The sequence below is a fragment of the Pseudomonas rustica genome (assembly GCF_018336155.1).
Taxonomy (GTDB): Bacteria; Pseudomonadota; Gammaproteobacteria; order Pseudomonadales; family Pseudomonadaceae; genus Aquipseudomonas; species Aquipseudomonas rustica.
Genome location: NZ_JAGYHF010000016.1, coordinates 33,980 through 55,993, shown reverse-complemented (window position 1 = coordinate 55,993; position 22,014 = coordinate 33,980). Strand labels below are relative to the sequence as shown.

At 59.0% G+C, this 22,014-nt stretch carries 21 protein-coding genes; 12 read left to right on the top strand and 9 right to left on the bottom strand.

The window, feature by feature from the left end:
- Positions 1-181: 181 nt before the first annotated feature.
- From KFS80_RS24875 to KFS80_RS24860, 4 genes are read left to right on the top strand one after another with little or no spacing between them, the layout of a single operon-like run.
- Positions 182-1,108 (top strand): DUF72 domain-containing protein, encoded by a 927-nt coding sequence (locus KFS80_RS24875; RefSeq protein WP_159815621.1) that lies wholly within the window; start codon positions 182-184, stop codon positions 1,106-1,108.
- The gene (locus KFS80_RS24870; RefSeq protein ID WP_053124281.1) at positions 1,105-1,902 is read left to right on the top strand and encodes an endonuclease/exonuclease/phosphatase family protein; all 798 of its coding nucleotides are present in this window, start codon (positions 1,105-1,107) and stop codon (positions 1,900-1,902) included. Before KFS80_RS24875 ends, KFS80_RS24870 begins: the two co-directional genes overlap by 4 nt.
- Positions 1,899-3,173, top strand: a complete 1,275-nt coding sequence (gene clsB, locus KFS80_RS24865; RefSeq protein WP_212546244.1) for a cardiolipin synthase ClsB — start codon at positions 1,899-1,901, stop codon at positions 3,171-3,173. The genes KFS80_RS24870 and clsB overlap by 4 nt, the downstream gene beginning before the upstream one ends.
- Entirely contained in the window at positions 3,170-4,159 is a 990-nt protein-coding gene (locus tag KFS80_RS24860; protein ID WP_212546243.1) for a lysylphosphatidylglycerol synthase domain-containing protein, read from the top strand. The genes clsB and KFS80_RS24860 overlap by 4 nt, the downstream gene beginning before the upstream one ends.
- A gap of 87 nt (positions 4,160-4,246) precedes the next feature.
- On the opposite strand, the gene KFS80_RS24855 is transcribed toward KFS80_RS24860, so the two are convergent.
- The 3 genes from KFS80_RS24855 to KFS80_RS24845 form a co-directional block, all read right to left on the bottom strand.
- The gene (locus KFS80_RS24855) at positions 4,247-5,002 is read right to left on the bottom strand and encodes an alpha/beta hydrolase family protein (RefSeq protein ID WP_008081888.1); all 756 of its coding nucleotides are present in this window, start codon (positions 5,000-5,002) and stop codon (positions 4,247-4,249) included.
- Positions 4,992-6,101 carry a DUF3182 family protein gene (locus KFS80_RS24850; protein ID WP_212546242.1) on the bottom strand — a complete coding sequence of 370 codons (1,110 nt, stop codon included), beginning with the start codon at positions 6,099-6,101 and terminating at the stop codon, positions 4,992-4,994. The genes KFS80_RS24855 and KFS80_RS24850 overlap by 11 nt, the downstream gene beginning before the upstream one ends.
- A 280-nt stretch (positions 6,102-6,381) precedes the next feature.
- Entirely contained in the window at positions 6,382-7,383 is a 1,002-nt protein-coding gene (locus KFS80_RS24845) for a GlxA family transcriptional regulator (RefSeq protein WP_212546241.1), read from the bottom strand.
- A 100-nt stretch (positions 7,384-7,483) separates the two neighbouring features.
- Between KFS80_RS24845 and KFS80_RS24840 the strand changes: the two genes are divergently transcribed.
- The 7 genes from KFS80_RS24840 (at position 7,484) to KFS80_RS24810 (ending at position 12,713) form a co-directional block, all read left to right on the top strand.
- Positions 7,484-8,038, top strand: a complete 555-nt coding sequence (locus tag KFS80_RS24840; RefSeq protein WP_159814923.1) for a cysteine hydrolase family protein — start codon at positions 7,484-7,486, stop codon at positions 8,036-8,038.
- A 241-nt stretch (positions 8,039-8,279) separates the two neighbouring features.
- On the top strand, positions 8,280-8,861 hold the full coding sequence (locus tag KFS80_RS24835) for a YjfI family protein (protein ID WP_246542012.1): 582 nt from the start codon (positions 8,280-8,282) through the stop codon (positions 8,859-8,861).
- Between the two features lie 17 nt (positions 8,862-8,878).
- On the top strand, positions 8,879-9,577 hold the full coding sequence (locus tag KFS80_RS24830) for a PspA/IM30 family protein (protein ID WP_053124296.1): 699 nt from the start codon (positions 8,879-8,881) through the stop codon (positions 9,575-9,577).
- A gap of 177 nt (positions 9,578-9,754) precedes the next feature.
- The gene (locus KFS80_RS24825; protein WP_053124297.1) at positions 9,755-10,405 is read left to right on the top strand and encodes a DUF2491 family protein; all 651 of its coding nucleotides are present in this window, start codon (positions 9,755-9,757) and stop codon (positions 10,403-10,405) included.
- A gap of 15 nt (positions 10,406-10,420) precedes the next feature.
- Entirely contained in the window at positions 10,421-10,846 is a 426-nt protein-coding gene (locus KFS80_RS24820) for a DUF350 domain-containing protein (protein WP_053124298.1), read from the top strand.
- A gap of 17 nt (positions 10,847-10,863) precedes the next feature.
- Complete coding sequence (locus KFS80_RS24815) at positions 10,864-11,553, top strand: DUF1190 domain-containing protein (RefSeq protein WP_212546239.1); 690 nt, start codon at positions 10,864-10,866, stop codon at positions 11,551-11,553.
- Between the two features lie 2 nt (positions 11,554-11,555).
- On the top strand, positions 11,556-12,713 hold the full coding sequence (locus KFS80_RS24810; protein ID WP_212546238.1) for a glutathionylspermidine synthase family protein: 1,158 nt from the start codon (positions 11,556-11,558) through the stop codon (positions 12,711-12,713).
- A gap of 68 nt (positions 12,714-12,781) precedes the next feature.
- On the opposite strand, the gene KFS80_RS24805 is transcribed toward KFS80_RS24810, so the two are convergent.
- The 3 genes from KFS80_RS24805 to KFS80_RS24795 all read right to left on the bottom strand — a co-directional run bounded on the left by KFS80_RS24805 (position 12,782) and on the right by KFS80_RS24795 (position 16,185).
- The gene (locus KFS80_RS24805; protein ID WP_246542010.1) at positions 12,782-14,083 is read right to left on the bottom strand and encodes an acyltransferase family protein; all 1,302 of its coding nucleotides are present in this window, start codon (positions 14,081-14,083) and stop codon (positions 12,782-12,784) included.
- 170 nt (positions 14,084-14,253) lie between these two features.
- The gene (locus KFS80_RS24800; RefSeq protein ID WP_008081898.1) at positions 14,254-14,778 is read right to left on the bottom strand and encodes a single-stranded DNA-binding protein; all 525 of its coding nucleotides are present in this window, start codon (positions 14,776-14,778) and stop codon (positions 14,254-14,256) included.
- Positions 14,779-14,787: 9 nt separating this feature from the next.
- Positions 14,788-16,185, bottom strand: coding sequence for an MFS transporter (locus KFS80_RS24795; protein ID WP_053124304.1), 1,398 nt, complete (start codon positions 16,183-16,185; stop codon positions 14,788-14,790).
- A gap of 191 nt (positions 16,186-16,376) precedes the next feature.
- Between KFS80_RS24795 and uvrA the strand changes: the two genes are divergently transcribed.
- Positions 16,377-19,211 (top strand): excinuclease ABC subunit UvrA, encoded by a 2,835-nt coding sequence (gene uvrA, locus KFS80_RS24790; RefSeq protein ID WP_008081903.1) that lies wholly within the window; start codon positions 16,377-16,379, stop codon positions 19,209-19,211.
- 65 nt (positions 19,212-19,276) lie between these two features.
- Here the strand turns inward: uvrA and bfr are convergent, their stop codons facing one another.
- The 3 genes from bfr to rplQ form a co-directional block, all read right to left on the bottom strand.
- Positions 19,277-19,744 carry a bacterioferritin gene (gene bfr, locus KFS80_RS24785; protein WP_053124309.1) on the bottom strand — a complete coding sequence of 156 codons (468 nt, stop codon included), beginning with the start codon at positions 19,742-19,744 and terminating at the stop codon, positions 19,277-19,279.
- 149 nt (positions 19,745-19,893) lie between these two features.
- Positions 19,894-21,348: a catalase gene (locus tag KFS80_RS24780; RefSeq protein WP_212546237.1), complete on the bottom strand. Its 1,455-nt coding sequence runs from the start codon at positions 21,346-21,348 to the stop codon at positions 19,894-19,896.
- 242 nt (positions 21,349-21,590) lie between these two features.
- Positions 21,591-21,977 carry a 50S ribosomal protein L17 gene (rplQ, locus tag KFS80_RS24775; RefSeq protein WP_007918448.1) on the bottom strand — a complete coding sequence of 129 codons (387 nt, stop codon included), beginning with the start codon at positions 21,975-21,977 and terminating at the stop codon, positions 21,591-21,593.
- Positions 21,978-22,014 lie beyond the last annotated feature (37 nt).

The window sequence follows — 22,014 nt, the reverse complement described above, 5'->3', positions numbered from 1 at the left end:
GGCGTCCTTTCATTGAACATTGATGCTGGATGATCCGCCGCTTTCGCGAGCAAGCTCTGCTCCTACAAAGGCTCGGTCACCCCTATTGGCTGACCGTCCGTAATACCGCCGAAACTTTCCCGATCCGCCCGCAGTCATCAAAAGACAGCGGCAACACGAGGGCTTTCAACGGGAGGGTGGCATGGCGACGATTCACATCGGTATTTCCGGCTGGCGCTACGAACCGTGGCGCGGGGACTTCTACCCCAAGGGACTGGCGCAAAAGCGCGAACTGCAGTTCGCGTCGAGGGCGGTCAACAGCATCGAAATCAATGGATCGTTCTACGCCCTGCAACGGCCCGAACGCTATGCGCAGTGGTACGCCGAAACACCCGACGACTTCGTCTTCAGCGTCAAAGCCCCGCGCTTCATCACCCATATCCGCCGTTTGCGCGATATCGAAAAACCCTTGGCTAACTTCTTCGCCTCCGGGATTCTCGAGCTCAAGGAAAAACTCGGGCCGATCCTTTGGCAGTTCCCGCCGAACTTCAAATTCGAGCCCGAGCGTTTCGAGCATTTCCTCGCGCTATTGCCGCACGACACCGAAGCGGCGGCCGCCCTCGCCCATCAACACGACTCCCACCTGCACGGCCACGCGAGCATGAAAGCCTGGCGCAAAAAGCCGCTGCGTCATGCCGTGGAAATCCGCAACGACAGCTTCCTCGATCCCGAATTTGTGCGGTTACTGAAGCGTTACAACACCGCGCTGGTAATCGCCGACACCGCCGATAAATGGCCCTACCGCGAAGACCTGACCAGCGACTTCGTTTATCTGCGCCTGCACGGCGCCGAAGAACTCTACGCCAGCGGTTACACCGCGCCAGCCCTCAAGCGTTGGGCCGAGCGCATCGACGCCTGGCACCATGGCGAGCAACCGAAAGATGCCCATCTGATCGCCCCGCGCTTGAAGCCGCGCGCACGCAAATCCCGCGAAGTGTTCTGCTATTTCGACAACGACATCAAAGTCCGCGCGCCCTACGACGCCCGTGATCTGCTGCACCGTTTCGAGCTGGATAAAGACCTCGCCACCACCCCCGGCGAACCCGCTGGCGAAGGAGTGCTGGCATGAGTATTTCAGAACCGGTCGGCTTCACCGATGAAGGCTCGGTCGTCGCGCCGTCGGTGCGCACATTCACCGTGCTGACGGTCAATACCCACAAGGGTTTTACCGCCCTCAACCGGCGCTTCATCCTTCCGGAATTGCGCGAAGCGGTGCGCAGCGTCGCCGCCGACGTGGTGTTCCTGCAGGAAGTCCACGGCACCCACGAACATCATCACAAGCGCTACAGCAATTGGCCGACGATGCCGCAGTATGAATTCCTCGCCGACAGCCTCTGGCCGCAGTTCGCCTATGGGCGCAACGCGGTGTACCCGGACGGTGATCACGGCAATGCGTTGCTGTCGAAATTCCAGATCATCCGCCACGACAATCTCGACGTGTCGATCAGCGGCCATGAGAACCGTGGCCTGCTGCATTGCGTGCTGCGTCTGCCCGGCGACGGCGCCGAGATCCATGCGATCTGCGTGCATCTGGGCCTGCGTGAAAGTCATCGCAACGCGCAGCTGAAGCTACTCGGCGAACGCTTGGCCGAACTGCCGGACGACGCGCCCGTGATCGTCGCCGGTGACTTCAATGACTGGCGCCAGCGCGCCGATGCGTTGCTCAAACCCTGCGGCCTGCGCGAAGTCTTTGCCGAGCACCACGGCAAACCGGCGCGCAGTTTCCCCGCACGTCTGCCGACCCTGCGCCTCGACCGTATCTATGTCCGTAACCTCAAAGCCAGCCAGCCGAAAGTCCTTGCCAACCGGCCCTGGTCTCACCTTTCCGACCACGCACCGTTATCGGTGGAGATCGAACTATGAACAGCACGCCGCTGGAGAAATCCGCCGTGGAACCCATCAGCATTACCCCTCCGGTGCGCGAGCCCGGCCAGGTCGACGTCGAGTACCGCTGGCAGGGCGGCAACCATGTGCAATTGCTGGAAAACGGCGAGGAATATTTTCCTCGCGTGTTTGAAGCGATGCGCGCGGCGAAGAGTGAAATTCTGCTGGAGACCTTTATCGTTTTCGAAGACAAGGTCGGCGCCGAGTTGCAGGAGATTCTGATTGATGCGGCCAAGCGCGGCGTGCGCACCACCGTCAGCCTCGACGGCTTCGGTTGTGGCGAGTTGACCACCGGCTATCTCGCCGCGCTGAGCGAGGCCGGTGTGCATTTGCAGATCTTCGATCCAGCGCCGAAACGCCTCGGCATTCGTACCAACTGGTTCCGCCGCTTGCACCGCAAAATCGTCGTGGTCGACGGCATGGTCGCGTTCATCGGCGGGATCAATTTTTCCGGCGATCATCTGGCTGATTTCGGTCCTGAAGCCAAGCAGGATTATTCGGTGGAAATTCAGGGCCCGGCGGTCGCCGACATCCATCACTTCGCCCTGCTGCAAAGTGGCCGGCCGGGCCGCGCGCGGTTCTGGTGGCAACGCCGGCGCCAGCGTCGCGCGGAAATGGCCTTCGATGATCATGACGGTCAGGTACGCCTGGTGTTCCGCGACAACGACCAGCACAGCACCGATATCGAAGACGTTTATCTGCAAGTGCTGCGCCGCGCCAAACGCCGTGTGGTGATCGCCAACGCCTACTTCTTTCCCGGTTACCGCTTGCTGCGTGAAATGCGCAATGCCGCCCGGCGCGGTGTCGATGTGCGGCTGATCCTGCAAGGCCAGCCAGACATGCTGGTGGCGAAGCTCGCGGCGCGCATGACCTACGATTATTTGCTCAAGGCTGGCGTGCAGATTCATGAGTATTGCCAGCGTCCGCTGCACGGCAAAGTCGCGCTGGTCGATGAAGAATGGAGCACCGTCGGTTCGAGCAATCTCGATCCGCTGAGTCTGTCGCTGAACCTGGAAGCCAACGTGCTGATCCGTGACCGCGCGTTCAATCAGCACCTGTTCGAGCGCCTCGAAGACCTCAGCCAAAACCACTGCAAAGCCATGGACGCCAGCAAGTCGCCGCGCGGACGTATCTGGCACATGACCGTGGGCTTTCTGGTGTTCCACTTTCTGCGGCATTTCCCGGCGATGGCGGGTTGGTTGCCGGCGCACAAACCGCGGCTCAAGCCGTTTCGAGGTAACCGCTCATGAGCCATTCCGAAGCGCACCCGAGCGGTCACGCGGCGCCAGCGACGCACTCGAAATGGAGCCGCTGGAAACGTCCGCTGACGCTGCTGTTTTTCCTCGCACTGATCGTGCTGCTGACGATGTTCGCCACGCGCATCGAATGGAAAGAAGTGCTGGAAACCCTCGCCGACTTCAAGGTGCGCACGCTGATCATTGCCGCCAGCCTGACGCTGCTGAGCTTTCTGGTGTACGCCAGTTTCGACCTGATCGGCCGCACCTACATTCGTCAGGATCTGACCTGGAAACAGATCCTGCCGGTGGGGATTATCAGCTACGCGTTCAATCTGAACCTGAGCGCGTGGGTCGGCGGCATCGCCATGCGTTATCGGCTGTATTCACGGTTGGGCGTGAGTAAAGGCAACATCGCCAAGATTCTCGGGCTGAGCCTGGCGACTAACTGGTTTGGCTACATGACCATTGCCGGTGCGGTGTTCAGCAGCGGTCTGGTGACTATGCCGCCGGGGTGGAAGGTCAGCAGCGATGCGTTGCAGGGCATCGGGATTTTATTGCTGCTGGTCAGCGCCGGCTACCTCGCGGCGTGTCAGTTTTCCAAGCGCCGCGAGTGGTCGATTCGTGGCGTGGAAATCAACCTGCCGTCGCTGCGCATGGCAGTGTTGCAACTGCTGTTGGGCGCGTTGAACTGGTCGCTCATGGCGGCGGTGATTTTCACGTTATTGCCGAGCAAATTGGATTATCCGTTGGTGCTGGGCGTGCTGTTGATCAGCGCGATTGCCGGGGTGATCACGCATATTCCGGCGGGGCTTGGCGTGCTGGAAGCGGTGTTTGTTGCGCTGCTGCAACACGAGGCTTCGCGAGGGAGCCTGGTGGCGGGGTTGTTGGCGTATCGGGCGATTTATTTTCTGTTGCCGTTGTTGATAACGGTGGTGATGTATTTGGTGGTAGAGGCGAAGGCCAAGGCGTTGCGGATAGAGAAAAAACCTAGGCATTAAGATCAAGAGATCGCAGCCTTCGGCAGCTCCTACAGTTGGAATGCATTCTCCCTGTAGGAGCTGCCGCAGGCTGCGATCTTTTGATCCTCAAGACTGAATAATGCTCAACCGTTCGCCGACGACCATCTCGGTAATCCAGTCCACCAATATCGAGGTGTAAGCCTGCTGCGAAACCGGCTCGCTCAGCGCGTGATCGGCGCCATCGATAATCCGATGCGTCAACGAATGCGTCTGCTGACACGCCGCGCGATAACTCATGATCGCCGCGTGCGGCACGTAGTCGTCGGTTTCCGATTCCACCAGCAACACATCCCCGGTGAACTGCGAGCACGCATGCAGCGCACGGTTACTGTCGGCGCGCACCAGCGTGCTTCGATAATCACGTAAATCCGCTTTATCCAGCTCCCGCTTCGGCGTGTGCCATTGCTCGTCGCGATACAACGCCGGCACCCGCAGCGCCAGCCAACGCACCGGGCGCAGCGACGTCAGGATTGCAGCCAGATAACCACCGTAACTGGTGCCGACCACCGCAATCGCCGAGGTATCGAGCGCCGGATGCGCGAGCAAGCGATCGTAAGCAGCAAGCAGATCACGCAGATTGTCTTCACGGGTGACGCGGGTCAGCGGAATTCCGGTGCCACCGGTATGCCCGCGCAAGTCGAAGGTCAGGCACACGCAACCCAGCCCGGCGATACCTTTGGCCCGTTCAAGATCTCGCTCCTGACTGCCGCCCCATCCGTGAACAAACAATACCCCCGGGACTTTCGATTTGGGACTGAGAAACGTCCCGCTCATCTGTTCATCATCAATGTCGATTTGAATGCTTTCGCTTCTAGCCGTCATAAGATTTGACCGTTACGTATTTGAGGAGAAATTCACTGTTTTCCGCCGGGCCGCGATACACCTCGATGGCGTCCGCCGGCAGCGGCTGATCGATGTAGGTTTCCACCGACGACACACGAATCGCGCGCATCCCCGGGTCGTTGACGAAGCTTTGCAGCGCGGCAACTTCAGCACTGCTGGCACCGCCCATGCGCCAGGATTGTTCGAGCACGCCGCTGCGGGTTTTGCCGTTGCTGTCCAACCCTTGAGCGATGTCGTAATTGCGCCGCGAGGCGTAGAAGCGCGGATAAGCTTCATCGGCGGCACTGTCGAAAATCTGCGCCTGTTCGATGGCCAGCCGGACATCATCCGCCAGATCCAGCGCCAGCAGATCGTCATAGCCGCCCTGCACCACCAGCAGGTTCGAACCACCATACACGTCTTCGCCGTGGGCATCTTTGGTCAAGTATTGATCACCGCAGTAGCTCAGCACTTTGTCGCCGATGAACGTCTGCCCGACGCTGTGAGTAACGACGTCGCTCAAGTCCTGTTCCAGCACCACGCCTTCGCTGAACTGTTTTTCGCTATCGGGCCGGGCGAGGATTTCATCGAAGGCGTCGAGGCTCTTGATCACTTCCTGGCCGCGACCGGCGCAGGCATGAACCGGCTTCAAACGGATCGGCCCGCTGTACAGCAAATGCTCGGCGGCGGGTCGCGCATCTTCCAGGGAAAACACGCTGAGGCCGTCGAGCACCACGTTGCGCACCCGTTCGGAAAACAGCGGCGACCAGCCCTCAGGCGCATGAGCCAAGTGGCTGCGCAAACCGTGGCTGATGGCTTTGGTGCAAATGAAGTCGTGCTCGACAAATCCGCCCCACAAATCTTCCGGGCCTTTGATGCCGAGCTCGTGAGCGTGGGTAGCGCCGACGATGGTTTGCGTCGGCAGCAAGTAGAGGTCACGACCGCGATGTTTTTCCGGGTCGTAACTGCCACCGAATTTGAACCCGAGAATTTGCGCCAGCCAGCGGGCCAGCGCTTTGTTGGTTTGCACTTCATGCTGCGGCGCGCCGGCACGCACCGAGTGGGCGACGACGATTTTCCTGCGGGTGATCGGGGTCATGCGTCCCCCTTCCCTCGGTTCGATGACTGTAGCGGTGAAGGGTGCAGAGATCAGGCCAACGGCTGCTCTACGGAAACTTTTGTTTAATCAAAAACTTGGCGAAATCGTGCTGGCACCACGCCTGTTTCAATCTGCACGACCACCCGTAAATCCCCGGCAAATTGCACGATCCTCAGCCCTGTGGGGTTCATTGTGGGAGCGAGCCTGCTCGCGAAGACGTAGTGTCAGTCCACATCAATTTCGCAGATCCACCGCTTTCGCGAGCAGGCTCGCTCCCACATTAAGAATTTGTCGCCTTCAAGTTCGGGGTCACACCAAACCGCGCCCGATAATCACTCGGCGCCAGCCCGGTGATCTTCCTGAAGATCGCCCGAAACGCTCCCGGATCCTGATACCCCACCGTCCACGCAATGTGATCGATCGTGCCATTGGTGAACTCGAGCATCTCGCGCGCCTTGCCCACCCGCAGATGCTGACAATACTCGGTCGGCTTCAACCCGCTCGCCGCGCGAAACCGCCGCAGAAACGTGCGCTCCTCCAGCCCTGCACGCTCGGCCATCGCGGTCAGCGAAACATCCGTCGCGCCGGTGCTTTGCAGCCAATGCTGAACCTTGAGAATCGCCGCATCGCCATGGCTGAGAATCGGTGCAAAATTGCTCCCGCACTCACTGGCACTGTCGCTATGCTCGATCACCAGAAAACGTGCGGTGCCGGTGGCGATGCTCGGCCCGAGCAGCCTGTCGACCAGGCGCAAGCCAAGCTCCGACCAGGCCATCAATCCAGCGGTGGTAATCAGGTCGCCGTCATCGACGATGGGCGTATCGGCTTTCAATTTGATCTTCGGGTATTGCTCGGCGAACGCCTTGGCCGACGTCCAGTGGGTGGTGGCGCTACGGCCATCGAGCAAACCGCTTTCCGCCAACATCAGCGAACCCACGCAGACTCCGCCGAGTGTCGCGCCACGGGCATGTTGATCGCGCAACCACTGCGCAAGGCTGGGTGGCATGTTTGCCGAACTGAAGCCGCCAATTGACGGCGGAATCAGCACCGCCAGCAAATCGCTTTCGTCGCCCGGATGACTGTCGTAAACCCGCGCGGGCGGCTGATCACCGTTGACCTGCCAATGACTGACCCGCAGCACCGGCAATTGCGCGGTCTGATGCTCAGCGGCAATGCGGTTGGCCACGCCGAACAGATCGGTCAAGCCATGCACCGCCGCCATCTGCGCGCCGGGATAGATCAGCACGCCGAGTTCAGCGATGGCGGCTTTTTCAACGCCCATTGTCAGTTCTCCCCTGTCTATTGTCGGTGCGGCCAATCCTCGAATCATCGGCCAGCGCCAATACTTGCACCACACCAACAAGCACTTCGAGGACACACCCATGGCCAAGCAAGCACTCATCGTAGTCGATATCCAGAACGACTACTTCCCCCAAGGCAAGTGGCCGCTGGTCGGCGCTGATGCCGCCGCCGACAACGCCGTGCGACTGATTGCAGCGTTCCGTGAGGCGGGCGATTCAGTGGTGCACATCCGCCACGAATTCACTTCGCCGGATGCGCCGTTTTTCACCCCGGGCTCAGACGGCGCCAAGCTGCACCCGAAAGTGCTCAACCGCGCCGACGAGCCGGTCGTGCTCAAGCACTTCGTCAATTCGTTTCGCGAGACTGAACTGCAATCGATCCTCGATGAGCAAGGCATCAAGGAGCTGGTGGTGGTCGGCAGCATGAGCCACATGTGCGTCGATGGCATCACTCGCGCGGCAGCGGATCTTGGCTACACCGTGACGGTGATTCACGACGCCTGCGCCAGCCGCGATCTGGAATTCAACGGCCTGACCGTGCCTGCCGCCCATGTACACGCTGCGTTCATGTCGGCACTGCGCTTTGCCTACGCCAGTGTGATCTCGACGGACGAATTTCTGTCGGCTGATCGCTAAGCAACACTTTGCAAACAGTCTATAAACAGAGGGCCCGCCACGTTGCGGGCCTTTTTTCGTCTGTCTTAAAAAACTCACGCGTGAGTCATTGCTGGCATTTTGGATTGGTTGTAGTGTGGCTCACGCGTGAGATGTTCATAACCGAGTCATAGCCATGAAAAGCCGTTCCCCCACCGCGAAATCCGAAAGTCCCAAGGGAGAGCGCGCGAAGGCGTCCGCAAAAAAACCGTCGAGCTTTTATATGAAGCAGATGCGTGCGGGCCTGGCCGCTGCCGGTTATGTGAAACACGAAACTTGGGTGCTTCCCGAAAACCGAAGCTTGCTCAAGCAAATGGAGCAACAGCTACGCCAACCGATTCTGGCTGGCTCTTTCATGTCGGAGAATTACATGAGCGCAGGCAACAACTGGAATATCGATAGCCTCTTCAACGCCCTCAAGGCCCTGGACGAGGTGGCTTCGCACGAGATCACGCTGTCGCTGATCCAGAGCTCCGAACCCAGCATCAAGCTGGAAATGAACGAATTCGGCGGTCTGCCGATTCACATCGCCGTCGCCGGTCAACAGATCATCGTTGACACCGTGCTGGTCGATATCGATTCGATCACCGACGTGCACGCCTTCAACGACGCCGTCTTGCGCAGCCGGGAAATGTTCCCGCTGTCGTCGATCGGTATCGAGTCGATGCCCAACGGGCAGACCGTTTACAACATGTTTGGCGCCCTCAGCGCCGACTCGAGCCTGACCAACGTCGTCACCGAGGTGAAAACCCTGGTCGACAACGTGCAGCGCGCGAGCGAAGCCTTCGAACACTTCTTCAAGTAATCAACAGGGAAAATCCAATGACTCAGTCCATCTGGAGCAAGTTGTTCACCGCGCTGCGCGGCGGCGCCAATGAAGTCGGCGAATCGATCGTCGACCAACAGGCCCTGCGCATCCTCGATCAGGAAATCCGCGATGCCGACACCGCCCTGTCGAACGCACGTCGCGAGCTGGTCACCATCATGGCCAAGCACAAACTGGCCGCCGATCGCGTGAGCGAGTACGACGCCAAGATCAAGGATCTCGAAGCCAAGGCTGTGTCTGCACTCAACGCTGGCCGTGAAGACCTGGCGCTGGAAGTGGCCGAAGCGATTTCGACCCTGACCAACGACCTCGATGCCGAGAAAAAGCAGAGCGACGAGTTCGGTGTCTACGCCGAAAACATGCGCAAAGACATCAACAAGGCCGAAGCCCGCATCAAGAGCCTGCGCCAGCAAGTCGACATGGCCAAGGCCCGCGACAGCGTGCAAAAGGCTCAGGTCAGTGCGTCCATCGCCAGCGGCGGTGCCAACGGCAAACTGGAAACCGCAGTGGGCACTCTGAACCGTCTGCAGGCCAAGCAGCAGCAACGCGCCGCCGAGCTGAGTGCAGCCGATGAACTGGCAGACGCCGCGACCGGCAATGACCTGGATCGCAAACTGCAAGAAGCCGGCATCACCCCGAACGCCGGCAGCGCCAACGCGATTCTTGAGCGCCTGAAGCAGAAATCCGCTCAGTAACATCGCAACCTGCCCTGTGTAGGAGCTGCCGAAGGCTGCGATCTTTTGATCTTGTCTTTAAAAACAAAATCAAAAGATCGCAGCCTTCGGCAGCTCCTACATGGGATCCCGGCCCGGTACACTAGCCACGCTTTTTTCCGCCGACGAACACTTCCACCCGCCTCAAGGAACGTACCCATGGGATGGTTTAAAGATTTGCTGGGCACCAGCAACTGGCAGACCGCTGCGCCGACACCGACCGTTGCCAGTGGCCCACTCGGCATGGCCCAGGGCAAGGCTGTCAGGTTCGATACGACGCTGGCGCTGTTGCTCGACGGTTCGACCACGGTGCGCGTGCCCTTCGATCAAGCGATCTGGAGCGCCGGTTGGGTCGACCTCGGCCAGTCGAACAAACTGCACCGCTATTACATGAACGACGAGGATTTCTGGCTGCAGATCCACGTTACCGGCGATGACCAGATCGAATCGGTCACGCTGTTCAACTACCTCAGTTACGTGACCGTCAACAGTGACGCCGAACTGCAGCGCCTGGCCGGCCCTAACAGCGCGATCGGCCTGCCGACCTACACCCACGATGGCGTCGAGTACACCCGCGAATGGGGCACCGAACAGGGCCAGACCGAACTGGTGCCGATGACCGAACAAGTCATCAATCCGGACGAGTCCTACACCATCGAACACCACTCGATGCTATATGCACGCGAAACCGGCCTGACCGATCGCCGCGAACTGCTGCTGTTCTCCGTCGAACAGGACGAAGAAGGCACCGTCAGCCTGAGCACCTCGTTGGGTATCTCGCTGTACACGACTGATCTGAGCCCCATCTAAAAAAGGAAGTTTTTCATGCTGGAAGTGCTGGCCGTTTCCCTGAACAAAACCGCGCTGGTCGGTTTCGTCGTCTACCTGATCGGCGCCGTGCTGCTGTTCATGCTGTTCCAATTCGTCTACACGCGCATCACCCCGCACAAAGAGTTCGAGTTGATTCGCTCCGGCAACGTCGCCGCCGCTATTGCCCTGTCCGGTGCGATCATCGGTTTCGCGATCCCGGCCAGCAACGTGATCGCCTTCTCGGTCAATGTCCTCGACTTCGTCCTGTGGGCGGTGATTGCCGCTGTTGTGCAACTGCTGGCATTCCTCGCCACCGGCCTGGTGCTCAAAGGCACCTCGCAGCGCATTGCCAACGGTGAAATCGCTTCGGGCATTTACGTGGCAGCGGTCGCCATCAGCGTCGGCATGCTTAACGCCGCGTGCATGACCCCGTCCAACTGACCGGCAGGAAGCCTTCGATGAAACGCAGTAAATATGTGCAGTTGTCCCTCGCCGCGTCGGTGGCCATGGCCATCTCCGGTGAAGCGGCGGCGGTCGAGCAGCCGCGTAACTTCCAGAGCGTGGAACAGTGCGTCGATGCCGAAGTGGCCGCCGATGTCTGCTCCAACGCCTACGTCGCAGCCCTGACCGAACACCGGCGCATCGCCCCGGCGTACGACGACAAGGCCAAGTGCGACGCCGACTTCGCCGCCGATTGGTGTCAGAAAAATTCCGACGGCCGCTTCGTGCCGAAACTCGGCGGCTTCAAAGTGCCGCAGAACGGTGAACCGGCGCAGAACCTCGACGCCATCGCCGGCGCGCAAATGCCGGCGGGTGACGCAGCCGCCGCGCAGAATGTGCAAAACACTTCGCACACCTCCAGTGGCGGCGGCAGTGGCTGGCTGACCGGTTGGCTGATCGGCAATGCGATGAGCAACAACGTCAATCGCACGGTGTACCGCGATCGCGACACACGCCAGCCCTACAACACTTCGACGCAATACCGCAGAGCCGAAACGACGACGCGCAGCCAAACGGATTACGAAAGCAGCAAAAGCAAACCGGTCAACGTTGCCTCGTCGACCTCGCGCGGCGGCTTCGGTAGCCAGTCGAGTGCTCGCAGCGGTTGGGGTGGCTGGGGCAGCAGTTCCGGTCGCTCGAGCAGCTGACGATGAAGAAAATCCTCTGCGCCGAGCGCCCCGACTGGAAACAGACCGCCGAAAGCCTCGGCTTTATGTTTCACACCATCGACGACGAGCCCTACTGGGACGAAAGCGCGTACTACCAGTTCACGCTCGCGCAGATCGAAAACGATCTTGAGGATCCGACCACCGAGCTGCACGAGATGTGCATGGATCTGGTCGACCGGGTTGTTAATAGCGAAGAGTTGCTGGATCGTCTGAGCATCCCTGCGCCGTACTACGACATGATCCGCACCTCCTGGCGCGAAGGTCATCCGCATCTGTACGGGCGCATGGATTTTTCCTACAGCGGTAACGGCCCGGCGAAACTGCTGGAGCTCAACTACGACACGCCGACCAGCCTGTACGAGGCAGCGGCGTTTCAGTGGGGCTGGCTGGAGCAATGCATCGAGCGCGGCACGCTGCCGGCGAATGCCGACCAGTTCAACAGCATCGACACCAAGCTGCATCAGGCCTTTGCCGAACTGAAGCTGACGCGGCCGTTCTATTTTTCTTCGATGAAAGACTCGATCGAAGACAAGGGCACCACCGATTACCTGCGGCTGATCGCAGAAAAAGTCGGCATCGAATCGCGGCACATCGACATTGAAGACATTGGCCTGACTTCTGAGGGCCGCTTTGTCGATCTGCAGGATCGCTGGATCCCGCACCTGTTCAAGCTGCACGCCTGGGAGTTCATCTTCCACGAACCTTTCGGCGCGGCGATTGCCGAGTGCGATACGCAGTTTTTTGAACCGGCGTGGAAGGCGATTCTGTCGAACAAAGGCGCGCTCCCTTTATTGTGGGAACTGCACAAGGGTCATCCGAACTTGCTCGCGGCGCACCTTGATCCAAACCCGGCCAGTGCGGTGCCCAAGGGTTGGGTGCGCAAGCCGTACTTTTCCCGTGAAGGCGCGAACATTGAGTTGCACACGGCTGAAGGTCTGATCGTCAAAGAAGACGGGCCCTACACCGATGCGCCGTTTATCCTGCAGGAATTTGCGCCACTGCCGAAGTTTGGCGACAGCTACACGCTGATTGGTTCGTGGGTGATTGGCGATCAAGCAGCGGGGATTGGCGTGCGCGAAGACAACAGCCTGATCACCAAAGACTCGAGCCGCTTCCTGCCGCACCTGATCCTCGACTGAGCCATAGGCCACTTTTCAGCCATAAAAAAACCGTAGCGCGTGAGCTCTACGGTTTTTTTCGCCCTCGGTCAAGACAGCTCTGTCGAGCGTACCGGACGATCTGCCGGGAGTTTGTCCCTGGCGGTTTCCGACGTGCTCACACCAGCCATTCTGCGCCGTGCGATTTCCGCGCCGCGTCGACGCAGCGGAGTCTCGACAAAACGGTAGTTCAACTCGCTGCAGACCAACATGATCGCAAACGAGGTGAGCAACATTTCCACGGTGAACTCAGGCCCCAGTTCGACACCTCTGTCGCTGGCCACTCGACTCCAGATTTCGGTACTCAAGTGGTAGGCGAACATGTGTATGACGTACAAAGCGTAAGAACGCGAGCCTAGCCATTGGGCAATTCCACTCAAGAACGCCGGGCAGTAGACATAGCCTTTTTGATAACTCGAGAGCCAGACCAGAACCAATGCATTCAACGCGATCAGCCCCACCGCGATGGGCATGGCGATCAGTTGCCCGGCAATGGCCCCGAGCATGTACAGCAAGAACAGCGTCAACCCGAACCGTTTGATCAGGCTGGCGCCCAGCGCCACTGGCTCAATGTCTTTGTACAGTGAGGTGCGCGTGAACAGGCACAGAAGAATCCCCCACATCATCGCATCCAGACGGAACGAGAAGAGCATGGCCGCCGTTGGCCCGCCGAAGGCATAACGATTGAACGGGAACTGCACGGCAATCAGTGCGAGCAGGGCGATTACTCGCCAACGGGTGGATGTGATCAGCAGCAGAAACAGCGGGAAGATGAAGTAAAACTGCTCCTCCAGCGCCAGGCTCCAGTACACCGAATTTGGCCCCAGCAGCACACCGTACTGGTTCGCCAGGTTGCCGGTGAAGGTGGCGACGGCCGTGAAGCTGCGCAAATTATCGAACCACGACTGGAATGCATTCGACTGGTTGAAAAAGATCGAGAACGCCAGCGGAATCAATACCCACAGCCACGCCGTGGGCAGCAGGCGGTAGGCCCGCCGGATCCAGAACGAGGTGGCCGCGAGGCCGAATCGGCCCTGCTCACGATTTTTATCAAAATAGTCGAGGTACGCTTTGCTGACCACGTAACCGGAAATACAGAAAAAAAGGTCCACCCCCGACCACGGGGAAAACACATTGAACACTTTCTGCATGAAGTCGCTATGGAATGGCAACAACAACGAACTATGGGCCAACACCGTCATCAGGATGGCCACGCCGCGCAGATACTCGATTTCCTTGTTCTTGCTACTGCTCATCGTTTTCTCTTGTTTTTGTGATGGACGCAGCCCAGCTCCCCGGGATCCTGCTTTTGCAAAAAGGCGCCTGAATATCCAGTCGCAGGTACGGATCATGGTGCGACTGGCGGCAGCCTTCAAGACTCAGTGCGAAACTTTCCGTAACCAGACCAAACGACTCATCGGTCATGAGTTGAACGAGGCGACATTTTTGGCCCGCCCTTAACGACAAAACCCCCGCAATGCGGGGGCTTCGAGGCTAAATCAAAGGTGATTCAGCGGGCAAATCAGAACGGGATATCGTCATCAAAGCTGTCGAAATCCGGAGCCGGTTGCGGTGCGGCCTGCTGAGGAGCCGGGGCCGAACGCTGTTGCGGAGCCGACTGCTGCGGACGCGGCGCCTGCTGGCGTGGAGCTGGAGCGGACTGCTGATAGTTGTTGCCACCGCCTTGTTGGTCGCCCTGTTGTGGACGGCCGCCGAGCAGTTGCATGGTGCCTTGCATGTCGACCACGATTTCGGTGGTGTAACGCTTGATACCGTCTTTTTCCCACTCACGGGTCTGCAGCTTGCCTTCGATGTAAACCTGCGAACCCTTGCGCAGGTATTCGCCGGCGATTTCGGCGACTTTGCCGAACATCGAAACACGGTGCCACTCGGTCTTTTCGACCTTCTGACCGGTTTGCTTGTCGGTCCACTGTTCGCTGGTTGCCAGACTCAGGTTGGTCACGGCGTTACCGTTAGGCAGGTAGCGAACTTCGGGATCCTGGCCGCAAGTGCCGACCAATATGACTTTGTTAACCCCACGGGCCATAACGTTCTCCTAGGCGTCGCAAGCAGCCCCGGCCGGGTTGTTCACCAGGCGTTCGAGGGTGTCGCGATCCACTAATTCTTTGTCCAGTTTGATGTAAACAGCCGCTTCATCAGCAACTATCACTGCATCGGTTACCCCTACGAGGGCCTTGAGGCGCTCGACCAGACCCGCTTCGCGGATCGCCTCGGGCGACAACGGCAAGCGCAGGCTCGTCACGTAGGGAGGTTCGCGCATGGTAACAGCAAAGGCCAGCCAAAGTGCAGCCAGCCCGGCACATCCAAGGAACACAACCGACAGACCGCCATGCTGAAACAACCAGCCGCCGAGTATCCCGCCGAGTGCCGAACCGAGGAACTGGCTGGTGGAATACACGCCCATGGCCGTGCCCTTCCCGCCCGCCGGTGAAACCTTGCTGATCAGCGACGGCAATGAAGCCTCCAGCAGATTGAACGCGGTGAAAAACACCACCGTGCCGATCACCAGAGCCCGCAAGCTGTCACCGAACTGCCAGAAGAATAGCTCAGTCAGCATCAGCGTCGTCACGGCGCCGAGCAAAACTCGTTTCATTTTGCGTTTCTTCTCGCCATAGATGATGAACGGGATCATGGCGAAGAACGAAACCAGCAACGCGGTGAGGTAGACCCACCAGTGCTGTTCCTTGGGCAAACCGGCTTTTTCGACCAGTGCCAGAGGCAGCGCGACGAAGCTCGACATCAACATGGCATGTAACACAAAGATGCCCAGATCGAGGCGCAGCAGATCAGGATGTTTGAGCGTCGGCATCAACGCCTGACGCGCCACACCGGATTCGCGGTGAGTCAGCGGCCCGGTCGATTTCGGCACCATGAACATGACGATGACGATGCCCACCAGCGCCATGCCACCGGTGGCGAGAAACAGTCCGGACAAGCCAAACGCACGGGTCAGCAATGGCCCGACGACCATGGCCACGGCGAACGACAGACCAATCGTCATGCCGATCATGGCCATCGCTTTGGTACGGTGCTGCTCGCGAGTCAGGTCGGAAAGCAACGCCATGACCGCTGCGGAAATCGCCCCGGCGCCTTGCAGGATTCGCCCGGCGATCACGCCCCAGATCGAATCGGCCTGAGAGGCCAGCACGCTGCCGAGGGCGAAGACGATCAGCCCGAGGTAAATAACCGGGCGACGGCCAATGCGGTCGGAAATGACCCCGAACGGGATCTGAAAAATCGCCTGGGTCAGGCCGTAAGCGCCGATGGCCAACCCGATCAGGGCCGGGGTCGCTCCCGCCAAATCCATGCCGTAGGTTGCCAGTACCGGCAACACCATGAACATGCCAAGCATACGGAAGGCGAACACCAGGGCCAGACCGCTCGCTGCGCGGGTCTCGCTGCCACTCATGCGTTCGCTGTGGGGATCGTGCATGGATAAACCTCGTGTGAACCGGCGGCGATTCTACCAGTCCCATCGAAAGACGGGGTAGATCGCGACGCTTTGACGCGTACAGATGAAACACTCTTCATTCAGGGCAAACAACGCTACGCTTGATAGTGTGCATCCATCCAGTATTTGCCCGTATACTCTTACGCTTTCGACGCCCGCCGAGCGAGGCCACTTTGGACAAGATCCTGATACGTGGGGCCCGTACCCACAACCTGAAGAACATCGACCTGACCCTGCCACGGGACAAACTGATCGTCATCACCGGCCTGTCCGGATCCGGCAAGTCGTCCCTGGCTTTCGACACACTGTACGCCGAAGGTCAGCGCCGCTATGTCGAATCGCTGTCGGCCTATGCCCGCCAGTTCCTGTCGATGATGGAAAAACCCGACGTCGACACCATTGAAGGCCTGTCGCCGGCGATTTCCATCGAACAGAAATCGACCTCGCACAACCCGCGATCCACGGTCGGCACCATCACCGAAATCTACGACTACCTGCGTCTGCTCTATGCACGCGTGGGTACGCCGCGCTGCCCGGATCACGATATTCCGCTGGAAGCGCAGACCGTCAGCCAGATGGTCGACCTGGTGCTGGCACAGCCCGAAGGCAGCAAACTGATGCTGCTGGCGCCAGTGATCCGCGAGCGCAAAGGTGAACACCTTTCAGTTTTCGAAGAGCTGCGTGCGCAAGGTTTCGTCCGCGCGCGCGTCAACGGGCGTATTTGTGAGCTCGACGAGTTGCCGAAACTGGATAAACAGAAGAAGCACTCGATTGACGTGATCGTCGACCGCTTCAAGGTGCGCGCCGATCTGCAACAGCGTCTGGCCGAATCGTTCGAAACCGCGCTGAAACTGGCAGACGGCATCGCACTGGTTGCGCCGATGGACGACGAGCCGGGCGAAGAGATGATTTTCTCCGCACGCTTCGCCTGCCCGATCTGCGGCCACGCGATCAGCGAGCTGGAACCGAAACTGTTCTCCTTCAACAACCCGGCCGGCGCCTGCCCGACGTGCGATGGTCTGGGGGTGAAGCAGTTCTTCGACATCAAGCGACTGGTCAACGGCGAGCTGACCCTGGCCGAAGGCGCGATACGCGGCTGGGACCGGCGTAACGTCTATTACTTCCAGATGCTGGGTTCGCTTGCGTCGCACTATAAGTTCAGCCTGGAAAAACCGTTCAACGAACTGACCGCCGAGCAGCAGAAACAAATCCTCCACGGCAGCGGCTCGCAGAACGTCGACTTCAAATATTTGAACGACCGTGGCGATATCGTCAAACGTTCGCACCCGTTCGAAGGCATCGTGCCAAACCTGGAGCGTCGCTATCGCGAGACCGAGTCGGCCAGCGTGCGCGAAGAGTTGGCCAAGTTCCTTAGCACCCAGTCCTGCCCGGATTGCCGTGGCACGCGTCTACGTCGTGAAGCACGCCATGTGTGGGTCGGCGAGAAGACATTGCCAGCGGTGACCAACCTGCCGATCGGCGATGCCTGCGTGTACTTCGGCGAACTGAAGATGACCGGGCGTCGCGGCGAGATCGCTGACAAGATTCTCAAGGAAATCCGCGAGCGTCTGCAGTTCCTCGTTAACGTCGGTCTCGACTATCTGTCGCTGGATCGCAGCGCCGACACCCTGTCCGGCGGCGAAGCACAGCGTATTCGCCTGGCCAGCCAGATCGGTGCCGGCCTCGTCGGTGTTTTGTACATCCTCGATGAACCGTCGATTGGTTTGCACCAACGCGACAACGACCGCTTGCTCGGCACGCTCAAGCATCTGCGTGACATCGGCAACACGGTGATCGTGGTTGAGCACGACGAAGATGCGATTCGTCTGGCCGACTATGTCGTGGATATTGGCCCGGGCGCCGGTGTGCACGGCGGGCAGATTGTTGCCGAAGGTACGCCGGCCGAAGTCATGGCGCACCCGGATTCCCTGACCGGTAAATACCTGTCCGGCCGGGTGAAGATCGAAGTGCCGGCCAAACGTACGCCACGCAACAAGAAGCTGACTCTGTCGCTCAAGGGCGCGCGCGGTAACAACCTGCGCAATGTCGACCTGGAAATTCCGATCGGCCTGCTGACCTGCGTGACTGGCGTGTCCGGCTCGGGCAAATCGACGCTGATCAACAACACGCTGTTTCCGCTGAGCGCCACCGCACTTAACGGCGCGACGACGCTGGAAGCCGCCGCGCATGACAGCATCAAGGGCCTGGAACATCTCGATAAAGTTGTCGACATCGACCAAAGCCCGATCGGTCGTACGCCGCGCTCCAACCCGGCGACGTACACCGGACTGTTCACGCCAATCCGCGAGCTGTTCGCTGGCGTTCCCGAGTCGCGTTCCCGTGGTTACGGCCCGGGGCGTTTCTCGTTCAACGTCAAGGGCGGTCGCTGCGAGGCCTGCCAGGGCGACGGTCTGATCAAGGTCGAAATGCACTTCTTGCCGGACATCTATGTGCCGTGCGACGTGTGCAAGAGCAAGCGCTACAACCGCGAAACCCTTGAGATCAAATACAAGGGCAAGAATATCCACGAAACCCTCGAAATGACCATCGAGGAAGCGCGGGTGTTCTTCGATGCGGTGCCAGCGCTGGCGCGCAAGCTGCAAACGTTAATGGATGTCGGCCTGTCGTACATCAAGCTCGGGCAGTCGGCGACCACGTTGTCCGGCGGTGAAGCGCAGCGCGTCAAGCTGTCCCGCGAGCTGTCGAAGCGCGACACCGGCAAAACTCTGTACATCCTCGACGAGCCGACCACAGGCCTGCACTTCGCGGATATCCAGCAATTGCTCGACGTGCTGCACCGCCTGCGCGATCACGGCAACACCGTGGTGGTGATCGAGCACAACCTCGACGTGATCAAGACGGCCGACTGGCTGGTCGATCTCGGGCCGGAGGGTGGTTCCAAAGGTGGGCAGATCATCGCCGTGGGTACGCCAGAGCAAGTGGCCGAGATGAAACAGTCTCACACTGGCCATTACCTCAAGCCGTTGCTGATCCGCGATCGGGCTTAAACGCCGGGCATGAAAAAGCCCCTGTCACTTCAACAGTGACAGGGGCTTTTTTGTACCTACTGCGATCAGGAGGTGTGCGATTGCAGGTAGTTCTCGAGACCGATCAGTTTGATCAGGCCCAACTGCTTTTCCAGCCAGTAGGTGTGATCTTCTTCGGTGTCGTTCAACTGCACACGCAGGATCTCGCGGCTGACGTAGTCTTTGTGCTGTTCGCACAGCTCGATGCCTTTGCACAGCGCTGCACGAACTTTGTACTCAAGGCGCAGATCCGCTTCGAGCATCTCCGGCACAGTACTGCCGACATCCAGATCATCCGGACGCATGCGCGGTGTGCCTTCGAGCATCAGAATGCGGCGCATCAACGCATCAGCGTGACCCGCTTCTTCTTCCATCTCGTGATTGATTCGCTCGTAGAGCTTGGTGAACCCCCAGTCCTCATACATCCGCGAATGAACGAAATATTGATCACGCGCGGCCAGTTCGCCGGTCAGCAACGTGTTGAGGTAATCGATTACGTCTGGGTGGCCTTGCATCGCCCTACATCTCCCTACTTGAAAGTCTGTAGTTTGAACCAACATGACCGGAAGGTCACCCGTTTAGCGCAATAAAAGCGAAGATATTCTGAGAAAAGCAGTCTAAATAACGCAAAAACCGCCCAAATGAGGGCGGTTCTGCTTCTCGTTTAGACTTCGTTAAGCTGTACGTTGAGCAGCTTTGCGATTGCTTCTCCATACGCCGGATCGGCTTTGTAGAAATGCTGCAACTGGCGATCAACGACATCGCTCGAAACACCACTCAGTGCACCGGCGATGTTGCTGACCAGCAGTGCTCTTTGATCGTCGCTCATCAACCGGAACAGCGCACCGGCGTGGCTGTAGTAATCGGTGTCTTCGCGGTGATCGTAACGGTCAGCCGCACCGTTCAGGGCCAGCGCAGGCTCAGCGTAATGCGGAGCTTGTTTCGGCGATTCGATGTAGCTGTTCGGCTCGTAGTTAGGCGCCGCACCACCGTTGCTGCCGAACGCCATCGAACCGTCGCGCTGGTAAGTATTTACCGGGCTACGTGGCGCGTTCACCGGCAGCTGCTGGTGATTGGTGCCTACGCGGTAGCGATGCGCATCGGCGTAAGCGAAGACGCGACCTTGCAGCATGCGATCCGGCGACAGACCGACACCTGGCACCATATTGCTTGGGCCGAACGCGGCTTGTTCAACTTCAGCGAAGTAGTTCTGCGGGTTGCGATTCAGTTCCAGCTCGCCCACTTCGATCAGCGGGAATTCTTTCTGCGACCAGGTTTTGGTCACGTCGAACGGGTTCTCGTAATGCGCCGCCGCTTGCGCCTCGGTCATGATCTGAATGCACACGCGCCATTTCGGGAAATCACCACGCTCGATCGCTTCGAACAGATCGCGCTGGGCGTAATCCGGATCTGTGCCGGCAATAAGGGCAGCATCCGCAGGTGCCAGATTCTTGATGCCTTGTTTTGTCTTGTAGTGCCACTTCACCCAGTGACGCTCGCCTTGCGCGCTGATGAGGCTGTACGTGTGACTGCCGAAGCCGTGCATGTGACGGTAGCCGTCAGGAATGCCGCGATCGGAGAACAGAATGGTCACCTGGTGCAGCGCCTCAGGCGAATGCGACCAGAAGTCCCACATCATCTGGGCGCTCTTCAGATTGCTTTGCGGCAGCCGCTTTTGCGTGTGAATGAAGTCCGGGAATTTCAGAGGATCACGGATGAAGAACACCGGGGTGTTGTTGCCAACGATGTCCCAGTTGCCTTCCTCGGTATAGAACTTCAGCGCGAAGCCACGTGGATCTCGCTCGGTGTCGGCCGAACCACGTTCGCCACCCACGGTAGAGAAACGCAGGAATGTCGGGGTTTGTTTGCCTACAGATTCAAACAGTTTGGCGCTGGTGTACTCGGTGATATCACGAGTGACAGTGAACGTGCCGTAAGCGCCCGAGCCTTTGGCGTGTACGCGACGTTCAGGAATGTTTTCACGATTGAAGTGAGCAAGTTTCTCGAGCAGGTGGAAATCGTCGAGAAGCAGCGGGCCACGTGGGCCGGCGGAGCGAGAATTCTGGTTATCAGCGACAGGTGCGCCACTGGCGGTCGTAAGCGTTTTGATCTGGCTCATACGGTCTTCTTCCTCTGTCAGTCTTGGAACTGCCGGCTAATCGGCTTTGGTGGGAAGTATTGATCATCGACGTGAGAGCCACAAATTCATTAACTCGTGCACATCGATAGAAAATTACTAATTATGATTCCCGCCCCATGGTGACAGCTGACCTATGTCAGACGCTTGTACGAACAGCGCATTTTTCATGCAGACACAAAAAACCGGGCACTAGGCCCGGTTCTTTGTTTCAGACTGACGTCTTACTCGGCGGATACAGCTTCGCCAGCAGTAGCACGATCAACCAACTCGACGTACGCCATAGGCGCGTTGTCGCCAGTGCGGAAACCGCACTTGAGGATGCGCAGGTAGCCACCCTCACGGGTAGCGTAACGCTTGCCCAGGTCGTTGAAGAGCTTACCAACGATGGCTTTCGAACGAGTACGGTCGAATGCCAGACGGCGGTTAGCCAGGCTGTCTGTCTTGGCCAGAGTGATCAGCGGCTCAGCAACGCGACGCAGTTCTTTGGCTTTCGGCAGTGTAGTTTTGATCAGCTCGTGCTCGAACAGCGACACCGCCATGTTTTGGAACATGGCCTTGCGGTGCGAGCTGGTGCGGCTCAGGTGACGACCACTTTTACGATGACGCATGGTTCATTCCTTACCAAACACTACGTTCGGTGATTAC